Annotated in this window: 13 protein-coding genes; all 13 read right to left on the minus strand. The window is 55.6% G+C overall.

Going from position 1 to position 17,726, the window contains the following annotated elements:
- Positions 1–37: 37 nt before the first annotated feature.
- Positions 38–580, minus strand: coding sequence for a hypothetical protein (locus tag NNL35_RS25225; RefSeq protein WP_006675017.1), 543 nt, complete (start codon positions 578–580; stop codon positions 38–40).
- A gap of 25 nt (positions 581–605) precedes the next feature.
- Entirely contained in the window at positions 606–1,760 is a 1,155-nt protein-coding gene (locus NNL35_RS25230; protein WP_006675018.1) for a hypothetical protein, read from the minus strand.
- Positions 1,761–1,852: 92 nt separating this feature from the next.
- On the minus strand, positions 1,853–2,341 hold the full coding sequence (locus NNL35_RS25235; RefSeq protein ID WP_006675019.1) for a hypothetical protein: 489 nt from the start codon (positions 2,339–2,341) through the stop codon (positions 1,853–1,855).
- A 67-nt stretch (positions 2,342–2,408) separates the two neighbouring features.
- On the minus strand, positions 2,409–5,879 hold the full coding sequence (locus NNL35_RS25240; RefSeq protein WP_006675020.1) for a phage tail spike protein: 3,471 nt from the start codon (positions 5,877–5,879) through the stop codon (positions 2,409–2,411).
- 15 nt (positions 5,880–5,894) lie between these two features.
- Positions 5,895–6,536, minus strand: coding sequence for a phage tail family protein (locus tag NNL35_RS25245; protein ID WP_254553848.1), 642 nt, complete (start codon positions 6,534–6,536; stop codon positions 5,895–5,897).
- Positions 6,537–6,547: 11 nt separating this feature from the next.
- A complete protein-coding gene (locus NNL35_RS25250) occupies positions 6,548–7,183 on the minus strand; it encodes a hypothetical protein (protein WP_006675022.1) in 636 nt (211 codons plus the stop codon).
- 23 nt (positions 7,184–7,206) lie between these two features.
- The gene (locus NNL35_RS25255; RefSeq protein WP_006675023.1) at positions 7,207–7,803 is read right to left on the minus strand and encodes a distal tail protein Dit; all 597 of its coding nucleotides are present in this window, start codon (positions 7,801–7,803) and stop codon (positions 7,207–7,209) included.
- Positions 7,804–7,824: 21 nt separating this feature from the next.
- Complete coding sequence (locus tag NNL35_RS25260) at positions 7,825–13,257, minus strand: phage tail tape measure protein (RefSeq protein WP_006675024.1); 5,433 nt, start codon at positions 13,255–13,257, stop codon at positions 7,825–7,827.
- Between the two features lie 119 nt (positions 13,258–13,376).
- Complete coding sequence (locus NNL35_RS25265) at positions 13,377–13,529, minus strand: hypothetical protein (protein WP_158000424.1); 153 nt, start codon at positions 13,527–13,529, stop codon at positions 13,377–13,379.
- Between the two features lies 1 nt (position 13,530).
- Positions 13,531–14,289 carry a hypothetical protein gene (locus NNL35_RS25270; protein WP_006675025.1) on the minus strand — a complete coding sequence of 253 codons (759 nt, stop codon included), beginning with the start codon at positions 14,287–14,289 and terminating at the stop codon, positions 13,531–13,533.
- Positions 14,290–14,421: 132 nt separating this feature from the next.
- Entirely contained in the window at positions 14,422–15,192 is a 771-nt protein-coding gene (locus tag NNL35_RS25275) for a hypothetical protein (protein WP_006675026.1), read from the minus strand.
- A gap of 54 nt (positions 15,193–15,246) precedes the next feature.
- The gene (locus NNL35_RS25280; protein WP_006675027.1) at positions 15,247–15,960 is read right to left on the minus strand and encodes a hypothetical protein; all 714 of its coding nucleotides are present in this window, start codon (positions 15,958–15,960) and stop codon (positions 15,247–15,249) included.
- An 81-nt stretch (positions 15,961–16,041) separates the two neighbouring features.
- On the minus strand, positions 16,042–17,652 hold the full coding sequence (locus NNL35_RS25285) for a hypothetical protein (protein ID WP_006675028.1): 1,611 nt from the start codon (positions 17,650–17,652) through the stop codon (positions 16,042–16,044).
- Positions 17,653–17,726: the final 74 nt, after the last annotated feature.

The following is a 17,726-nucleotide window of genomic DNA, read 5'->3' on the forward strand; positions in this document are numbered from 1 at the left end:
TACATTGTCTTGGTGTAAATTATTGCTCTATTCAACGTTATACATAGCGATAGGATACGCGCAGCTTGAACTCTTGCCGGCCGCTCGACGCGTCCAGCGGAATTTTCGGCTGCACCGTCACGGTCACATAGTTGCCGGCGGCGTCCATCGGATTCCCGTTATTGTTGACCCCGAGAATCTCCTGGCTGGCCGGAGTCAGCGGAATCGACAGCGGGTTGCCCTCATGATCCTTTGTCGTCTTGCCCGTCGTTCCGATCGGCTTCATACGAATTTTGCCGACCGCCGATGTCTCCTCCTCGATATCGGTCTCGCCCAAGGTGTCCACCTGGACATGGAACCAGTTGTTTCGGACGGCTTCGACGTCGTTTTCAGGCGTATCGCCGGTACCCCCGCCCATGTCGCGCGTCGTGAACGTGCAGTCCTCCATCTTCGAGACGTCGGTCTCGCCGTTGCGGTTGTTCCAAATGTTGAACGTGCGCAGCGGCCCCAGATCTCCGGCATCAATAACGCCAAAATCAAACGGAGCCTCAATTTGGGCAGTATGCGTGTCGTTGAACCAGCTTACGATCGGTTTGGTCATCTTTTTTCCTCTTTTCTCGTTATCGTTATATTTTGACGATGAGCTGCAGCGTGACATTCTGGATGTTCACGCCTTGCTTCACGACATGAAGCCGGAACATATCGCCGGCATTCACGATCTTGTTATCGATGACGGCGCCGCGATCATCGACATGCTGATGGGCCTTGATGCGAACCGGATGGGACATAATCCCGCTCCAATTCGCCCCATCCAGCGATTTTTCCACCGTAATCTCGGTATCGGATTCGCCGGCTACCCCGCACAACGCTTCGACGCCGATCAGTTCTCCCCGAAAAGGGAACCTCGCAATGACGCTCTGAACGCCCTGATATAAGGAATTCGGAAGGCAGAACACCATCACCCGGTCCTTCACTTCCAGCGGGATGCTTTTTAACTTCACATGCTCGGCGACCGTCATCAGGCCGTCCGCATGCTCGCTCACCGGCTGAATGCTGCGGCCGAAGATGTCGATGAGCACCCATTCCTTGCCATCGAAGCGGTAGCGGTTGCCATCCTTGTACGTCTGCACGGTCCAGCCGATATGCGGATACGGATAGGTCGCGATCAGCTCCTTCATATCCGCCACGGGAGGCTTGAACACCAGGAGCGTCGACTTGTAAGCCAACAGCGCCTGCTCGGTAGCGAGCTTCGCCTCATCCGCGGCCTGGTTCGCCTGGTCGGCGGACCGATCGGCCGCATGAGCCGCCTCCTTCGCCATCGCCACGGCCTCTTTGACCTCCTCGATGGCCAGATTCGTCTCCTGCAGCCGCTGCAGCATCTCGTCAATCATGTCCTGCAGTGTCTTGACGACATCCGGATGCCGGCTGACCATCGCATAGATGCGGGAAGCCGGATAGAGGATCAGGCCTCTGCCCTTATACTTGCACAGCAGTGTCTTGCCTTCCTGAGATGGATGGAACTGAATCGTTCCGTTCGCATAGTTGACCACAAATTCATGCGGCGACAATGCCAGCTTCTTGTCGAATCGTTCAGGGTCGACCTCGGTCAACCCCTCGATGCGGACCTTGTCGGTCTGCGAAGGAATCTCTAGCAGCGTAATCTGGTTGTTAATGACGGGGAGCGAATCGATATGCTCCTTGTACGGCTCCTCTGGCGTGCCTTCCCGCCAAATAATGGTCACCGGATCATGCAGTTCAAGCTGCGTCCGTAATTGGGCCATCCTATCACCTCCTTACTCTGTCGATGAATTCGAAATGCAAGCATACCTTGCAACCCAAAAACGCCTCTCATTGAAGAGAAGCGCTCTTATGCCTACATATTGATCAATGAATTTCCTTCGCTAATCGTCGTCCCATTCCCGAGGCAGGTCGTCACGCTTGAGCCTTGGACGGCAATCAGCTTGCCGTTCAAATACACCCGCTTCGCGTTGCCGCCCGTTATCGTGCCTTGACCGCTTCCCGACGTACCCGGGGATATATTGATGTACCGCGTCCTAGCGGTATCCGAAGGAACCGGCGGGCTGGCTTGCCAGGCTTCGTTCACCCGATCCCCGACGACGGCGGCAGACACGCCGTTCACATAGAAGCGGGAGCTCGCCGCAATACCGCGGCCGGTAATCAGCGCGCCGGTGCTGCCTGATCCGGTTGTGTGCCATTTATCGCCCCTAGGATCGTCACACTCTCCAGTGTCAGGATCCCGATGCGCGCACCACGGCTCCTCATAAGTCTGTATCGTATAAGTCACATGCCCATCCTTCACGACCGGGGCGGTTGCGCCCCCATGCAAGGCGATAGCAGCCATCGCATCCCCTCCCTTCGCCGCTGAACCGGCTCGCCCGCGAACCGGTGCACTCCTTCTTTACAATCAATCAACTGTTCACAAAATCAAACTGGACCGCATGGAAGATCATTTTGCCGTCTGCGGTCATCTCAATATAAGCGCGCTCGGTGCCGAAGCGGCCCGCGCCGCCTTTGGCGATCGCTTCGATGTCTTGGCCGTCCAGCACGATGCCGCTCTCCTTCGCGGTCACGTACACGCCTTCGTCCTTCAAGTCGAGGCTGCGTTTTTTGCCCGTGGCGCTGGCGCCGTATTCCAGCATATAGCCGCCGGAATACTTCTTCTCGATCGCCACGCCGTGGCCGTCCCCGGTGCCGTCCCCGATGCCGAGATAGCGTACGGGCTGGGCGCCGCCGCCAGGCTTGTCTCGCTCGAACGTAATTTTCTGCTTCACATTGATGCTGTCGAATTTGTACGTGTCGGCGACAATCCCGGTATTTTCCGTCGTCAACACTTTCTTGTCCGCATCCTGCCAGTAGAGCGGACGGCCGCGCGAATCATGCGCCGGCTCGCTCTTCGACACCCTGGCGGTGATGAACTGAATCGCATGCTCCTGGATCTCGATATAGTCGACATATTCTCCTTCCCGCGCATCCTTCGGCAGCGTCTTCACCTTATTCACCGTCAGATCATTCACATACGTCTTGTCGGCCAGAATCGTGTTCACCTGGATCATTTCCGGAATGAGCTTGCCCACATTGATCATATCGAGATGGTCCATATCGATGTAGCCGGCTTCCGTATCGATCAGCACATGGCCCGCAGGACCGACGAACTTTCCTTTGTAGGCCGTCAGATTGCCCTTCATGTCGACGCGGAAGGGGGCCTTCCCGAATTCATCATGCCCGGCCCAGATGCCCAGGCTCGGATAGACCTTGAATACATCGTTGCCCTCGCCGATCACCAGGCTGGACCCCTCGATATGGCCGTTTTTGAACAAGGAGCTGTCAATCTCGGCGTCCTTCGCGAACAGCTTGTTCATCCAGACATTCCCCAAGTAATCGGCGTGAAAAGGTGCTGACGACCATACGGAGGAACCGAGCGCAAGCCCCTGCTTGTCAATCGTAAACACTTGATCGTCGACCCCGGCCTTGACGAACAGATCGCCGTCCAGAGAGGTGCCGAACGTCTTCTCGTACACGCCGTTGCGAATGCGTTCGATCGTGAAGCCGTCATCCGCGGTCATCGAGACCCGGTTCACCTTCGTGTCGCTGCCGCAATCGCCCGAAGCGTACCGGTTCACGATCATGCCGAACCGATCGGGACGATCCGCCAGCAGCCCGAGCTTCACGACCTCCCGGCCGCAGCGGTCGTCGATCATGAGGCGGGAGCCCTCGATGGTGAACACCCCGGTCGTATCGCCGATGACGACGCGCTGCCCGAGAATGATCTTGCCGAGCACCGTCTCCGCGATCAGGCCGTCCGGCGTAATCGCCGTATCGTAGCGCAGCCCGCCCGAGCGCGTCAGGCCAAGTGCGCCATGCGTCGCCCGCAGGAAGCGGTTCGGATCGTTCGGGTCGGTAATCGTCAGCCCTTTCCGATCCAGCGTCACGAACTCATTCGACGCCATATTGATGTCGTTCGTGACCTTGTTCCAGAAATGGTCGAACAGCCGGCTCATGTCCGATGTATCGATAACAGCCTGACCCCACTTCTTCTTGTTGCTGTCGACGACAATCGACGTGTTCTTGCTGTCGTAAATGAACTTCTCCAGCCGCTTCTGCGCATCGGATACATCTCTGGCATTGCTGATCGTCAGGCTGATATTGCCGTCCTCATAGTCATAAGTCATCTCCGCAATGCGGGCTTCGATCTCAAGCTGAAGCCGCTCATGCTTGATCGTGACAAAATCGCCCACGACCAGCTTGTCCCAATTATGCTGCTCCTCGACGATCTCGAGGAAGTTCACGATGTCGATGCGGAACGTCGTCCGGGGGCGCTGCAGCTCCTTGAACTTCTCGAGCGCCGCCTCATACAGATCTTGCTCGTCAATGTACTTGTCATCGCTGAACTCCCTCTCGATGACATACAGGTTCAGCTCCTGCAGCAGCTCCGGGGCGAAATTGCTGTCGGCGGACAGCGTCTTCTGCAGCTCAGCAATGTTTGCCTTGACGTTGTCCAACGCCTGCTCCACATTCTTGATCTCGATTTCCTTCGCGGCGATCTGCATTTGCTTATTATCGAGGCTGAACTTTTCAATAATGTCCGGTCCGTTATTCGCCCCGTTCAGCTCGTCGAGGGAGATGAGCGCCACCTGGAGGAACACTTCGGCCTCGGCGCCGCCCCGCACCTCGACGACCGCCTGGTGCGCATGATGCCGCTTGCCGAGCAGCATCCACCGGTCCGGAGCCGCGGCTTGATCCGCGCCGTCGAGCGAGACCGTGACGCCCCCTTGGCTGACCTTGCACAGGACGGCGTACGGATATTCCGGATTTAGCGCGAAGCTTCGCGAGCTGCTGCCGCGATGCGTATACTTCTCGAAAAACATCTTCTGCTCGAACTGCTGCGAAATCATCGTGTCGGTAATGACCGCTTCGTTTTTTTTCAGCTTATCCAGCTCAACGCTACGTTCGTTCAGACTGTCTTCAATTTTTTTGCGTTCGGCCAGCAATTCCCGGAACTTGTCCCGCCTGCTCTCCACCAGCTCCTCATAATCGAGCAGCGCATGGCATAATTCGTCGGACATGTACTGGCTGTGGCGGATCACCTGCCGCTGCTCATCCCGTTCGAACGGATACAGAAAATAATTGAAATTCTCGATGTAATTCTGCCCCGTCGGGTTGACCTTTTGAATCGTAAGCCCGTCCTGTCCGAACGCCTTCAACCGGGTGACCATCTCATCCGCTCTCGCTTCCTTGCCGATCGACTTCAAGTATTTTCCATAGGAAAAAGAAAGACCCCTGTTGACCCCGAACAGCTCCGGCTTGAGCAGCGACACGGTTCGCCGGTTCGTGTCCCATTGGACGACCGCATTGTAGGTCTCGGCCACTTGATAGACCGCATCCAGCACCGTCGTGTTCCCGAACTCGAAGGCGCGGTACGTCAGCTTGAAGTCGGCATCGAGATAGCCGATATTCCAGATCGTGTTATGCAGCAGTTCCGTCAGCACCTGCTCGGCATGATACGACTCGACGCTGTAATCCTGAATCGATTTGTCGCTCAGCTCATAAGGAAGAGCGAAGCAGGCGACTTGCCGGTACAGCCTGTCGTCCTGTCCGCTATCCTCGATCGAGTGAATCATATACCATTCGCTTTTCGATCCGAGCGTCACCCGGATATGATACCGTTCGCGGAGCAGGCCGATATTTTTGTTCGGCACGAGCCGGTGGTTCACGTCCAGGTAGAGCGGAATTTTGAAGGTCAGCTCGTTCACGGAGGACAGCGAGATGTTCTGGCTGATGTCATACGCTTCGCTGATCTTGCTGATGACGCTGCCGTTCGGCTTGGCGAGGAACAGCTGCGGCCGGTACGGCTTCTTGAGATAATCAATATCGCCCAGCAATCATCATCGCCTCCTTTATTGAATTCTCCGGAATTGATAGCGGAATTGGAACGCGGCGTTCCCGCGCACCTCCAGCACATTCCTTCCGGGCGGCAGCGACAAATACCCGTCGTTGAACCCGCTGTAGCGGTACGTGTTCACCAGACTGGTCTCGATATGCTGCCGATCATTATTCACATACACTGTCTCCTCATCCAGCAGCTGCTCGAAGCGAAAAGCGGCGTCTCCCTGCGACGTGTTCACGATGGCGAACTCTCCGCTGCCTTCCTTCGTAATCCAAATCTCCGGGGAGCAGCTCACATCTCCCTTATTGTCGAACACGACAACCGGCTCCAGCCGGAAGGAGATGGACCGGAAAGAAGGCGTGACGCCATGGCGTCCGGACTGCAGGATGACCCGGTACCGCAGCATCGCTTCGCGAAGGGGCGTCCCGGCTTCGATATCCGGAATGCCGCCGCCGTTCACGCACGTTTTCCAATCGCTCCAGGTCCGGCCCTGATCCGGGGAGAGGGAGGTCTGGACCGCAGCCCGGCAGGAGGGCGGAATCTCGCATTCCCAAGCCAGCTTCGTCAGCGCCCCGTCTCCTTCGAGCGCAATCGACAGCGGCTCCGAGGTGTACACCCCGAGCAAATTCGATAATGCAAGCCAATTTGCCATCACATCCACCTCTACTCGATTTTCCCGAAGGGACGGAACAGGGCGGAGATACCGCTCTCCTTCCACTTGGCGATGCGATAGCCGAGCCATACGGCGGCGCCGTCATAAATGCTCGTTCCGTCCGTCAACGCCCATTCCGGTTCGGTCCCCCCGGATTCGCCCGCCGTGATGCAGACATAAAAACGGCCGTTATCGACCGTCGGAAATACGATATCGTGCTTCTCGTACCGCTTCGAGCGCTGCCAGCGCTGCGCTCCCCGCGTATCCTGCACCTCTTGGCCGGACGCGGTCGGGAAGACCGGCTCCATCGCGCCGGAATGCCCGGCTTGAATGCATATATAGACATGGGCGTTATCCGTCTTCGGGATGACATAATCCCCTGTCTTGTAGGAGGTAAGCTCCGTCCATGACGGAGCCGTGCGGCCGGTCCGCGTATTCACCCAGCCGGCATAGCCCCCGATCGCCGGTTCCGCATTCCAGACGATGTCCCGCTGCTGCCACGTTCCCTCAATCGGCGGCGCCGTTCCGTAGTCCGGCGAGACCTCATCCAGCTTGGCGAAGTTCTGGCCGAGCTGCTCGATCGTCTCGTAAATCTCATCCGTATAGTCCGGAAGATGCAGCGCTAATTTTTCCGTTGTGTTTGCCATCGTTTTGTCCTCTCTCCTTTCGTTCACCCGATATCGGACCATCTCGTCCCCAGGTCGTAATCGCTCCAGCGCGGTCTTCTCGAATCGAGCCGCAGCTCTCCCTGCGGACCGAGAATCAGCCCTTCCCGGCTTCCCTGGGCGAAGTCCCGCTCCGCAATGTCCGCCACGGTCTCCTTCCATTCATACCGTGGAGAGTAATAGACCGGGGAGTAAGAATACGGAGAATCGCATTTAAAGGTCACGTTGATATACCCTTCGGATAATCCGTTATGGATCAGCATCGGCTCGTCGATGACCAGCGCATAGAAGACCCGCTCCGGATCCGAAGAGAAGACGAGCTCCCGGTAATAGCTCTGCTCGGTCAGCCAACGTGCAACTTCGCGAATCCGCTCCGAATTCCAGGTCTCTTCGAATGCGCACGAGATCTGGAAGCGCAGCGGTTCTTTGGCGATATTTTGAAAATACGGCCGATCTCGTCCCGCGATGCTGACCTCGCGAACCGAACGCGGGGCCGCGAAGCTCTCCTCCAGCATGCCGGAGCTGATATTGACGTTCCGGATGCCGAAGTCCATGCTGGATACCCCGGCATAGACGAAATAATCCGCATCTCTAATCGTCATGTTGCCATTCACCTGCCTTTCCTATAATCGATGTCCCCGGGCCCGCAGCGCCGTATCGAGCGATTTCGCGATATCGTCCCCATCCTTCTGCGCGAAGTTCCCCGTAATGGAAATGTGGAAGTTCTGGGTCGGCGCTCCCGCCAGGGCAGGCTGAAGCGCGGGAACGGAAGCGAACGGCCTTTTGATGGAATCGATAATGTTTCTCGTGATATCGACCACCTTCAGCAGATTGAACGAATCGGCTTTGTTCAGGATCAGCTCTTTTTCGTGAGCGAGCAGGAATTTGCCCTGCTTGCCGCCCCACGCCGGAGTCATGCCGCCGGATTCGGCGGAGAAGGGCTTTTTGTTTTTGAGCTGGTCAGCTGCGCCCGGAAGCATGGTTCCCGAGGACGTTCCCGGCTGTTTGACCGTACCTGCAACCGACGGGACTAAGCTCTTCCCGTACTGCTCCAGCTCGTCATAATCCCGCTTGAAGCCATACTTGATGTTGTCGGCGATCGTCTGGCCAAGCCGTGCGCTAGCCTTGGCCAGTTCCTCGAAGAACACGCCGTACTTGACTTTGATTTCGTCCAATGCGTTGAAGACAACAGTCTTATCATTGCTGAGCAGCTGCTGCTTCAAGTCATAGAAGTACTTTTCATCCTCCAAAATCCCCCTATAATGCTGCTCGATTTTGCTCTTCGCTTCATCCAGCTTATCTAATTGATTGCGGTGCTGATTGTCCTCGAGCTCTTTTTCGTTCTCGATGATTTTGCGCCGGTCTTCCAACTGATCGGAGAGGGCCTGTTTGCGCAGCTCCCGTTCCCGATCCAGCTTGAACTTGTCGATCTCCTCGTCTTTGGACTCGAGCTGCTCCTGAAGCTGCTTCTTCTTCGCTTTCGCTTCGAAGGAATCGTCCAAGGCCAGAACGTTGAGCCGATCCTGGATATCCTGCCGTTCCTTCATCAGCTTGCGGAGCTGTGTATCGTAATCCTCCTCCGCATTGGCCCGGTCCAGCCCCTTGAGCTGGGCATTGATATAATCCTCGGTCTTCTTGAGCTCCGCATCCAGATGCTTCATCTTCGCGTCGTGACGCTTGTTCTCCGTCCGAATCTCTTCCTCGATCGCTTGGGTACGCAGTTCTTTTTCCCGCTGCAGCACTTTTTTCAGGTTGTCAATCACCTTGTTCGCGTTATCGAGCCTTGCTTTTTGTTCCGCTGCCTGATTGTCCGCGATTTGCTTCAGCACGGTGCGCTGGTATTCTTGCAGCGCTTGCCGCTTCGACTCGGCGCGGCGCTTCTCGGCCACTGAGTCGGCGGCAGCTGCCTTGCGCGTCAATTCGGCTATCTGGGATTCGATGGTCCGGCCCGACTCTTCGTAAATAGAGATGATTTGATCGTCGATTTCTTTGGCTCTGCGCTGTTTCTCTTCGGTGTCCAGGCTGCCAAGCAGGCTTTTTTCAAATTCGAGTTCCTCGATTCGCTCCTTGTACCCGGCAATCAAGGCTTCGGCTTGCTGTTGACCGGCATGCTCGGCTTCGGCCACGATCTCCTCTTGCTTGCTCCGATCATTGTCCCGCAGCCATTCCAGATAGATCGTGGCGGCCCGTCTCTGCTCCGGCGGCGTCTTGCTGTTCCGGATAAGCTGCTCCGTATCGTCGATCTCTCCGCGGATGCGCTTGCCCTCCGTCACCAGCGCGTTCATGTTCTCGGCCGCGTTCTGCGCGGCAAGCCGCTTCTCTTCGGCGGTATTGATATCGCCAAGCAGCGCCAGTTGATGCCTCAGCTTCTCCCTCTTCTTCTCGCTCGGCTGCTGCAGGCTCTCGAAGCGGCGCTTATAGGCATCGGCCAGTTGGATGACGTTCTGATCGATTTTGAGGTCCGTGTCGCCGATATTGCGGGTCAGATCCATATATTCTTCGACGAACTTCTCATAGTCCGCAGCCGAATAGCCCGTCTTGCTCCCGCGCTTGCCTATCGACTCGAGCCGTGTACGGACATCCCCGACGACTTCGCCATTCTTGACCAGCCCGGCAGATCCGAGCAGGGACGCCAACTCCGAGTGGCGCGATGACTGCGATTGCCGCAGCTTCCGCAGCGCCTCCCCCATCTCATTGTACAGACCGATCCGTTTTTCCAGGAGCTTGTCGTACTGACGCCCGGACGCCATCGCCTCTTCCATTTGCTGCTGATTTTTCTCCAGGGACGCATTAACCCGCTGAATCGCTTCCTCGAATTGGTTGAACCGCAAGCTCGGCTGGTAGGAATCCTTCTTGCCGGAAGAAGCGGAGGACGTTCCTTTGCGGCTGACTCCGTAGTAGGCGTCATCGAGCATTGCTTCATATTTTTTGTAGTACTCATCTGTATCTTGGATTTTCTGCTTCACTTCATCCAACTGATTGTCTTGGAACCGTTGAACCGGATCCAAGAGGACCTTTGCGCCAGGAACAATACTTGTGACAACGTTCGTTAACTGCTTCGTCGTCTCCCGGTTCTTCTCGACTTCTCCGATTCTTTTTTTGGCATCGGCAAGATCCTTAATGCTGCCCATCTCGACGCCGTAGATGCGAATCCGGGCCATCGATTCGAAATAAGCCGCCAGCGTCGAACGTTTTTCGTTCTCCAGATCTTCCTTCGCCTTCTTCAGCTTTTCTTCCCGTAATTCTTGAATGCCCTCTTTCTCCAGCTTCCAGCCGTCAGCCGCCTTGCTGATATGCTTTTGCAGCTCCGGATATTGGGCCATCAGATCCAGCATCGCCTCGGTAGACATCGACTGGCCCGCCTCCAGGTCGGCCAAAATCTGATTGAACGATTTAAGCTCGTCCTGCGTGCTCTTGATCCGGTTGCGAAGCTCGTCGCCCCCCTGCTTGCTCTTCTGCAAAGAAGAAGCCAAGCCGTCCAGCCCGTCGGCCGCGCCGCCCGCGCCGAACTTCATCTGGTTGAATCGCTTATCCAAATCTTTCAATGAGCTTCCGGTGATGTGGATGTTCCCGGGCAGCTTGGCGAATAAGTCGACAACGTCTTCGACCTTTTGAATGTCGGCCTTCTGGAAGGCTTGAAAGATGGCGGCGAAGTCACTCTCGCTAATCTCCACCCGATTGGCGGCAGCCCAGGAGGCCAGTACATCGGTCAAAAAGCGCGTATGCTCGTTCAGTTCCTCCCCTTTGGATTCGAAGGCGTCCACATAGGACTGAAGCCGCCCGTTGATCGCGTTCTCCGCCGTGCTGACGGCGTCCGCGAATTCGGTGTTGGATTCTTCCCATTTTTCTTTCGCTTTTTTCACTTCTCCAGCAAGCTTTTCTCTTAACTCCTTGACCGTATAAATTTTGTCCGGGGTATTTGGATCAAGATCGAACTCCGGGAACTCTTCGAACGAATAATAGACATTTTCATTATCCTTGCCCTTATATTTTGCAAGGAACTCTTCATATTTTTTCCACTTCTTGTCAAGTTCCTCTTCCGCCCTGTCCCTTTTCGCAGAGGTTTTATCGATTTTGCGATCGATTTTCGACTTCTGACTTTCATATTCCAACTGCGCATTTTCCCGCTCGCTCCGAATCTGTTCCTGAAGCAAGGCGATCCGCTGTTTAATCAGCTCGTTGTTCTCCTTTTGCGCATCGGCATGCTCATCCAACGACTTTACGCTGATGCCGAATTGGGACCGAAGCGTATCCTCAATCTGAGCAAGGCGTATCTTCGCCTGAATCGATTTCTCCTCGAGCGCCGTCAATTCCTCATATTCCGCAGCTAGTGTCTTCAGATAACTGGCTTGCGCGACGGATTCCTTTACACGATCAAACGACTGGGCGACATTCTCCGCGCCCTCTCCCGCATCGCCGAATAGCCCGATCAGTTCGGATACGCCCCAAGAGATCAGGCCAACCAACGCTCCTATACCTGTACTGATCATCAAGCTTTTAAAGGCTCTGCCCAACATTTTCGTTGCAGTAGCCAGTCCTCTCAGTCCGGTAGCCGCCGTCGCTGACGCCGGAGCAATACCGAGAAGACCGGCCGCTGTCTGGGAGATGCTCCCGATAAAGGATGCAATCGCCGTACGGACCACTTTTACCGTTCCCGCCATCGTCCCGAGCAGTAGCGGCAGCGAACCGATTCGTTCCGCGAGCCAGACGAACGTCTGTCCCAACGCTGTCGCGGCGCTGATCAGCGCGATAAGCGAATCGCCGATGAAAGCCTCGCCCATCGTGAGGGCGAGCTCCTGCCATGCAGTCCGCATATTCGCGAGCCGGGCCTCCAGCGACTGCATATGCGTCTCATTGTCCCTCATCGCCGCGCCTTCGGAATAGAGCGCCGCGTTCGCCGCATCCAGCGCCACCGGATAATTTGCCATCAAGGCTATGAAGCGCTGCATATGATCCTTGCCGGCGATCGTCTGCGCGATATATCGCTGCGTCCCTTCCGAGAGCTGATTCCATTTACCGGCCAGCTCCTCCACAATGCTCGAAGCCGATTTCATCGCCCCCGACGTATCCTGCAGCGACACCCCCGCCTCCTGCAGTGCGGCGGCCGAGGAATCGGCCTTCATGATGCTCTCATATATCGCTTCCAGGCTGCTTCCGATAACAGCGCCCGATTCCTGCGTGATGGTCCCGATAGCGGCAGTATGCCCGATAAGCTCTTCCATGCTGACGCCATAGGATCGTGCCGCTGCGCCGGCTTCGGTCAAGGAGATCGCCAAGTCCCGCGTCGAGACGGCGTAGGCTTGATCGACCGCCTTGAGCGAATCGAGGATCGTCATGCTTCGGCTCGCCTCGATCTGGAAGGCGGACATGGCGGCGGTAAGCGTCGCGATCGCTTCATCTCCGCTCAATCCGGAAATATTCCGGGCCAATTGCACCGTCTCCGCCAGCGCCATAACCTGCTGTTCATTCCAGCCCGAACGGGACAGGCCGTGCATCGTATCGAGAACATCGTTCAATGATCGGCCCAATTCGCCGGCCAGCGAGACGGAACGGTCCAGCATGCGGTCGAAGTTGGTATCCCCGTCCATTTCCCGCCGAAGAGCGGCCATTTTGGAATCGATCTCGATAACCGTCTGCACCGCCTGCCGTGCCCCTTCAATCGGGACATTGACCAGTTGTTTCGCTACATTCTGAAGCACAGATTGTTTCGCATCCTTCAGATAGCTGCCGAAGCTTTTCTGCTCTGACGCCCCCGATTCAGGCTGCGCCGCAGCCGGTTCTACAGCCCCGCCCTTAGTCGCTTTTTGATTGGCCTCCTCGATCTGATCGCCCAGCTTTTTATAGCTGTCGATCGCATCCTTGACCGCCTCGTTCTGCTTCACGATAGCCGTGCTGCACTCCTTGAGCGATCGAAGCATGGCGGGATCGATGGCGGCTCGCAGTTGAAGCGTTTGGAGCGACGGGCTCTTTTCGAGCGCCCGAATCGCCTGGTTAATCGCTTTGGTCGAGCTCCTCATATCGAGCGACGCCGACAGCCGCAACGTTACATCATTCACTCTCTTCCCCACTCCTTTCCGTCCATGCCAAAAAAGAGCGGTTCGCCCGCTCCTTTGGACACATTTTCTGAAGATTCTCTCTCCGTCTTGTCCTTCTTCACTCTCGGTTCTCTTCCGCCTTATTTCTTCGGCTCTTCTTCCTCAAGGGGCTTCGCCAGCACATACCGAATCTCATACATCGCATCCTGCTCGGCGAACCCCTCCACTGGAGTACGGTTCAAAAACTGCAGCAAATTTTTCACCATCTGATCCGATAATTCATACTTGGCCATCTTATTTTTCCCCCTTTGTTCCGCGTGCCGATGCCCGGGAGGATGTCCGCGTTAACGGGGATGCCGCATCCGGCCCAGAGTCTCCTGTGCTCGCCGTGGTCTCCTTGCCTGCCTGATCTGCGCTGCGTGACTTGCTGAGCTTGCCCGCCTTCTCTTCCGTGCCTGCTCTATAGGCTGCCTTATCCGTCTTCTCTGCCTTCCCCGTCTTATCTGTCTTATCTGTATTATCTGTCTTACCTGCCTTATCTACCTTACCTGCGTTGCCATCTGACTTGACTGGCTTGACTGCCTTGCCCGCCTCGTCTGCGGCGTCCGCCCCTTTCGCCTTGGCCAGCTCCGCTTCCATCGCCCGGTTGAACAACTGCAGCGCGTCATTCAGCTCAGTGTACAGCGCGGCCAGCTCGTCCCGGTCGAACGCTTCGAGGATGCGCTCGGTGTAGCCGCCGTCATGCAGCGCATGGAGCATTTCCATATAATCGTCGAGGGTCGCGGCATCCGTTACGATCGACGTGAAATGCTTGATCGCGAGCATCGTCTGCAGCCCGAGCAGCATGCCCGCATCCAGCGGCTTATTCTGCTCCAGCGCCTCCGTCAAGACGCGGATAAGCTCCTTTTTCACGTCGTTTTTAACAGATGGACGGAACCGCACATCGATGTCCAGCTTCCGATTTTCCCCGAATTCAACCCGCTTCTTCTCCTTGTACCGGTCCTTCATCTCTTTTTTCACTTGCTTGATTGCTAAATTTTTCATCGCGCTCATATCGCTTCTCTCCTTATCGCTGGTAGAATAATTGATATCAAAAACTCTGACTCCGGCCAGAGTTTCTCAATCCAAGCATTCTCCGATGAAAAAGGGGAGTGCCGCCACTCCCCCCGTAGAATTTACAATCGATTATTCCTCGTAAATGATCATGTCCGCCAACGTATCCGTTCCATTTACCTTCACCGGGAAAATGTCGAAGGTCAGCGTAAGCGAGCTCGGATCGCCTGTCGGGCTCATCGCCAAGGTGAAATTCGGCTGCAGCTTCGCCTTGTAATACGTCATCTGCATCGGCACCATCTCGCCGGCCACTTCATCCGCATAGAGCGTATCGCCCACAATCTTCACGTATTTCGGGAAGCCCTTGGCCGTGAAGGAGAGCTTGTTCGCGGAAGCCGATTGGAATTGGTAATAGACTTCGACCTCCTCGCCTGCCGCTACGGTCGCTTTGTCCGACAAGACGATTTCGCTGCCGGTGACGGTTTTCACTTCTTGCGGCGCCCCTTTGACGCCATTGGTGAAGGCGAATACCGACACGGCCGTGCTGCCGCCCTGCGGAGCTTTGCTCAGCTTTACTTTTGTGCCGCCGGCGCCATCCTCCTGCACGGTGAGCACTTCCCGCTTATAAATGGTCTGCGGACCGCTCACAATCTCTTCTCCCGCCAGGAGCGCAAGATGCTCCATCGTGAAGATTTGCGTCTCGATGGTCAACGTCGCTCCCTTTTCCCCATTCCACGCGATGCGCTTCGGGTTGCCGTTGCCGCCGCGGGCATAGACCGTCTCCGCCGTCCATTCATTGGTGGCCGATGTGGCATAATCCATATACATAATCGGTTCATTCGTCGCATAGTCGATAACCTGCGTATTCAAAATCGCTCTAGATCCGTAACGTCCTTGTTCCATAAATCGTTTCCTCCTCGTCGTTGAAGCCCGTGCTTCTTCCATGCTTGTTCTGATTTACAATTTGCTTCTTGTCATCCATTCAGGCAGCGATTCATCGCGGCCCAAATATCCATTCGCCCATACCTTCAGCAAGCGGGTATGGCGCTCGCGCACATTCAAGCGCTCAAAATGCTCATATACCTGATAAATCGTCAATTCACCCACATTAAAAATATGGATGCCATTGCCCTCCGCATGGCAGAGGATGGACAAAATATCCTTCAAATGAAGCGTATTGTCGTTATCCCGGGCGTGCTTTGCCTTGAAATGCTGAAGCTTGGCGTACAGCTCTTTCGCCTTCTCGTTCTTGAAGCGGACCGGCGGCGTCTCCGCAGCCGCAATGCCGTTCACCAGCTTCACGGCGTGAACGACGTCCCGGTAATTATGCCGATCAATCACCGCCTCGTCGCTCACGAAGGCTTGCACGTCCTCATCATAGACGAACTCCCTTCTCGCAAAAAAACGCAGCGCATCGCAAATACTCACCTGAAGCGCCGGTATCGAGCAGAGCAGCAGGAAATCATCCTCCGCTTCGAGCTGCGCCCAATCGTCATCGTCTACCGAGAATAGCCGCTTCACAACCTCCTCCTTGTCGAAGGTCGCCAGCAAAAGATACAAATTATACAGCGGCTCGCCTATCTCGCCGATCTGATCGACCGTGGGCGAATAGACGCTCACCTTGCCGGCCGCAATCGGCTTCCCGAGAAAACAACGCAGCCGTTCCGTCATCGTTTCATATCTGCACTCCTCTCTAGCCCCATGCTTCGGGGAAATGGTCGGGGGAGCGGCCGCTCCAGTCCGGTTGCCTTGTTATGCCAAGGTCCGGCGATGATCCCCTGTACTATAGCTAGTGTCCGAATTCCAACCTGTTTTGCCCGTTTTTTGTGCATCCTTCTTATAGATGCAGGAATATTTGATCAATTGATTGACATGATGCTGGTTCTCCTTGAGATACTGCCTGAAAATCGTCCCGACCCGCTCCATGATTCGCTTTTTCTGCTGCGCCGTCAGAATCGAGAGCGGAGCATCATGATGCACGATCTCGGCCACCTGCTCCCAATAGGTCGCCAGCTTCTGCTGCAACAGCCGATTCAACGATCCGTACCGCTGGTTCAACCAATTTTCGACAACCCACTCATAGGGAGAATCATCGAAGCTGTAATCCCGCTTGAAAAAGTCAATCTCCTCGTCATCCTCGTCCAGATTATCCTTCAACCAATTGACGAAGATCTGGAACAGCAGCGGATATGCCTTCGTCTCCTCGCCGATGCTGTGGTACACGGTCATATATTCATTGATTTTTTGCGGCAAAGGAACTCGCTTGACGAAGCGGTATTCCTTCCATTTCAAATACGCCTTGCGAATCGTTTCTTTAATCGCGAGCTCGTATTTGCGCACCATCTCCGCCGAGATGCGCCATCGGTACACGCTGTAGAGCTCCGCCGCGATTTGCTTGTACGGCAGCTTGTCCTGCCGCTCGAAGCTTCGGCCCCGATCCGCACCCGCAGGTTTATATTCGATATTGCTTTTGATCAAAATGTAGGGATACACTCTCAGCTGCTTCTCCGTCAGCAGCGCCTCAATCTCGATTTCCCGCAAAAATTTGGCGAAGCTGCTCTCTCCCCGGATTTGCTGAAATCTTGCGAAAGCGTACGTATCGTAAGGAGAGTACGCCTGGTCTTCCAGCTCCTTGCCGTTCCTCTCCGCCGCTCCATCCTCGAAGCTCCGTTCCCGACGATCCGGCTCCAGCTCATTGCCCGGAATGATCTTGCCGAAGCTCTTCTCCGTGAACCGCTCCAAGGAGTACTTCACATGATGATAGAGCCGGGCCCGCAGCTGGGATTCCGTAAACAGCAGGTTCCTGTCATTTTGGAGAAATTCGATCACGCATTCTACGAAATATCCTTTGATCTCATCGGCTCCGAAATAGTTGATATACTTGCGTTGAATCGAATGGTACATCTTGCGCACCACGCTATGCTTGATGTCCAGCCTGACCTGCACCCCTTGTTTTTGACGAATGATGTGTTGGGCAAAAATCCGCTTCAGCGCCGACTCCTTGCTTCCCGCCTGATATTCGGCCACGATGAACGCGAGATCGCGCTCTTGACGAAGTGCGGGTTCATCCTGCCGGAATTGGGCATCCATCCAGCACTGGAATTGATCCGGCAGCGCCTCCTCTTCTGCTACCGCCCGCGCGGCCTGCTTGTCCAGGAACAGCAGCAAGTATTCCATGAATCGAATGTCGATCTCATCGCGCTCCATCCTGGTATATTGCCGCCTTATCGCTTGCAGCACCTGCTGCACATCCTCCAGCTCGAACTGTATGACGCGATTGCATTCGGAGACAATCCCGTTCAGCACCGCCTTGTTGCCGCGACGATATTCTTCCTGCAGCCATTTCAAATTCCGTAGTTCCATCGCTCTCAACCCCTTTCTTTCTATCGTAAAGCTCTTTTCAGGATCGAACTTAAACGGGAACGATAGATTTGTTA

The sequence above is a fragment of the Paenibacillus dendritiformis genome (assembly GCF_945605565.1).
GTDB lineage: Bacteria > Bacillota > Bacilli > Paenibacillales > Paenibacillaceae > Paenibacillus_B > Paenibacillus_B dendritiformis_A.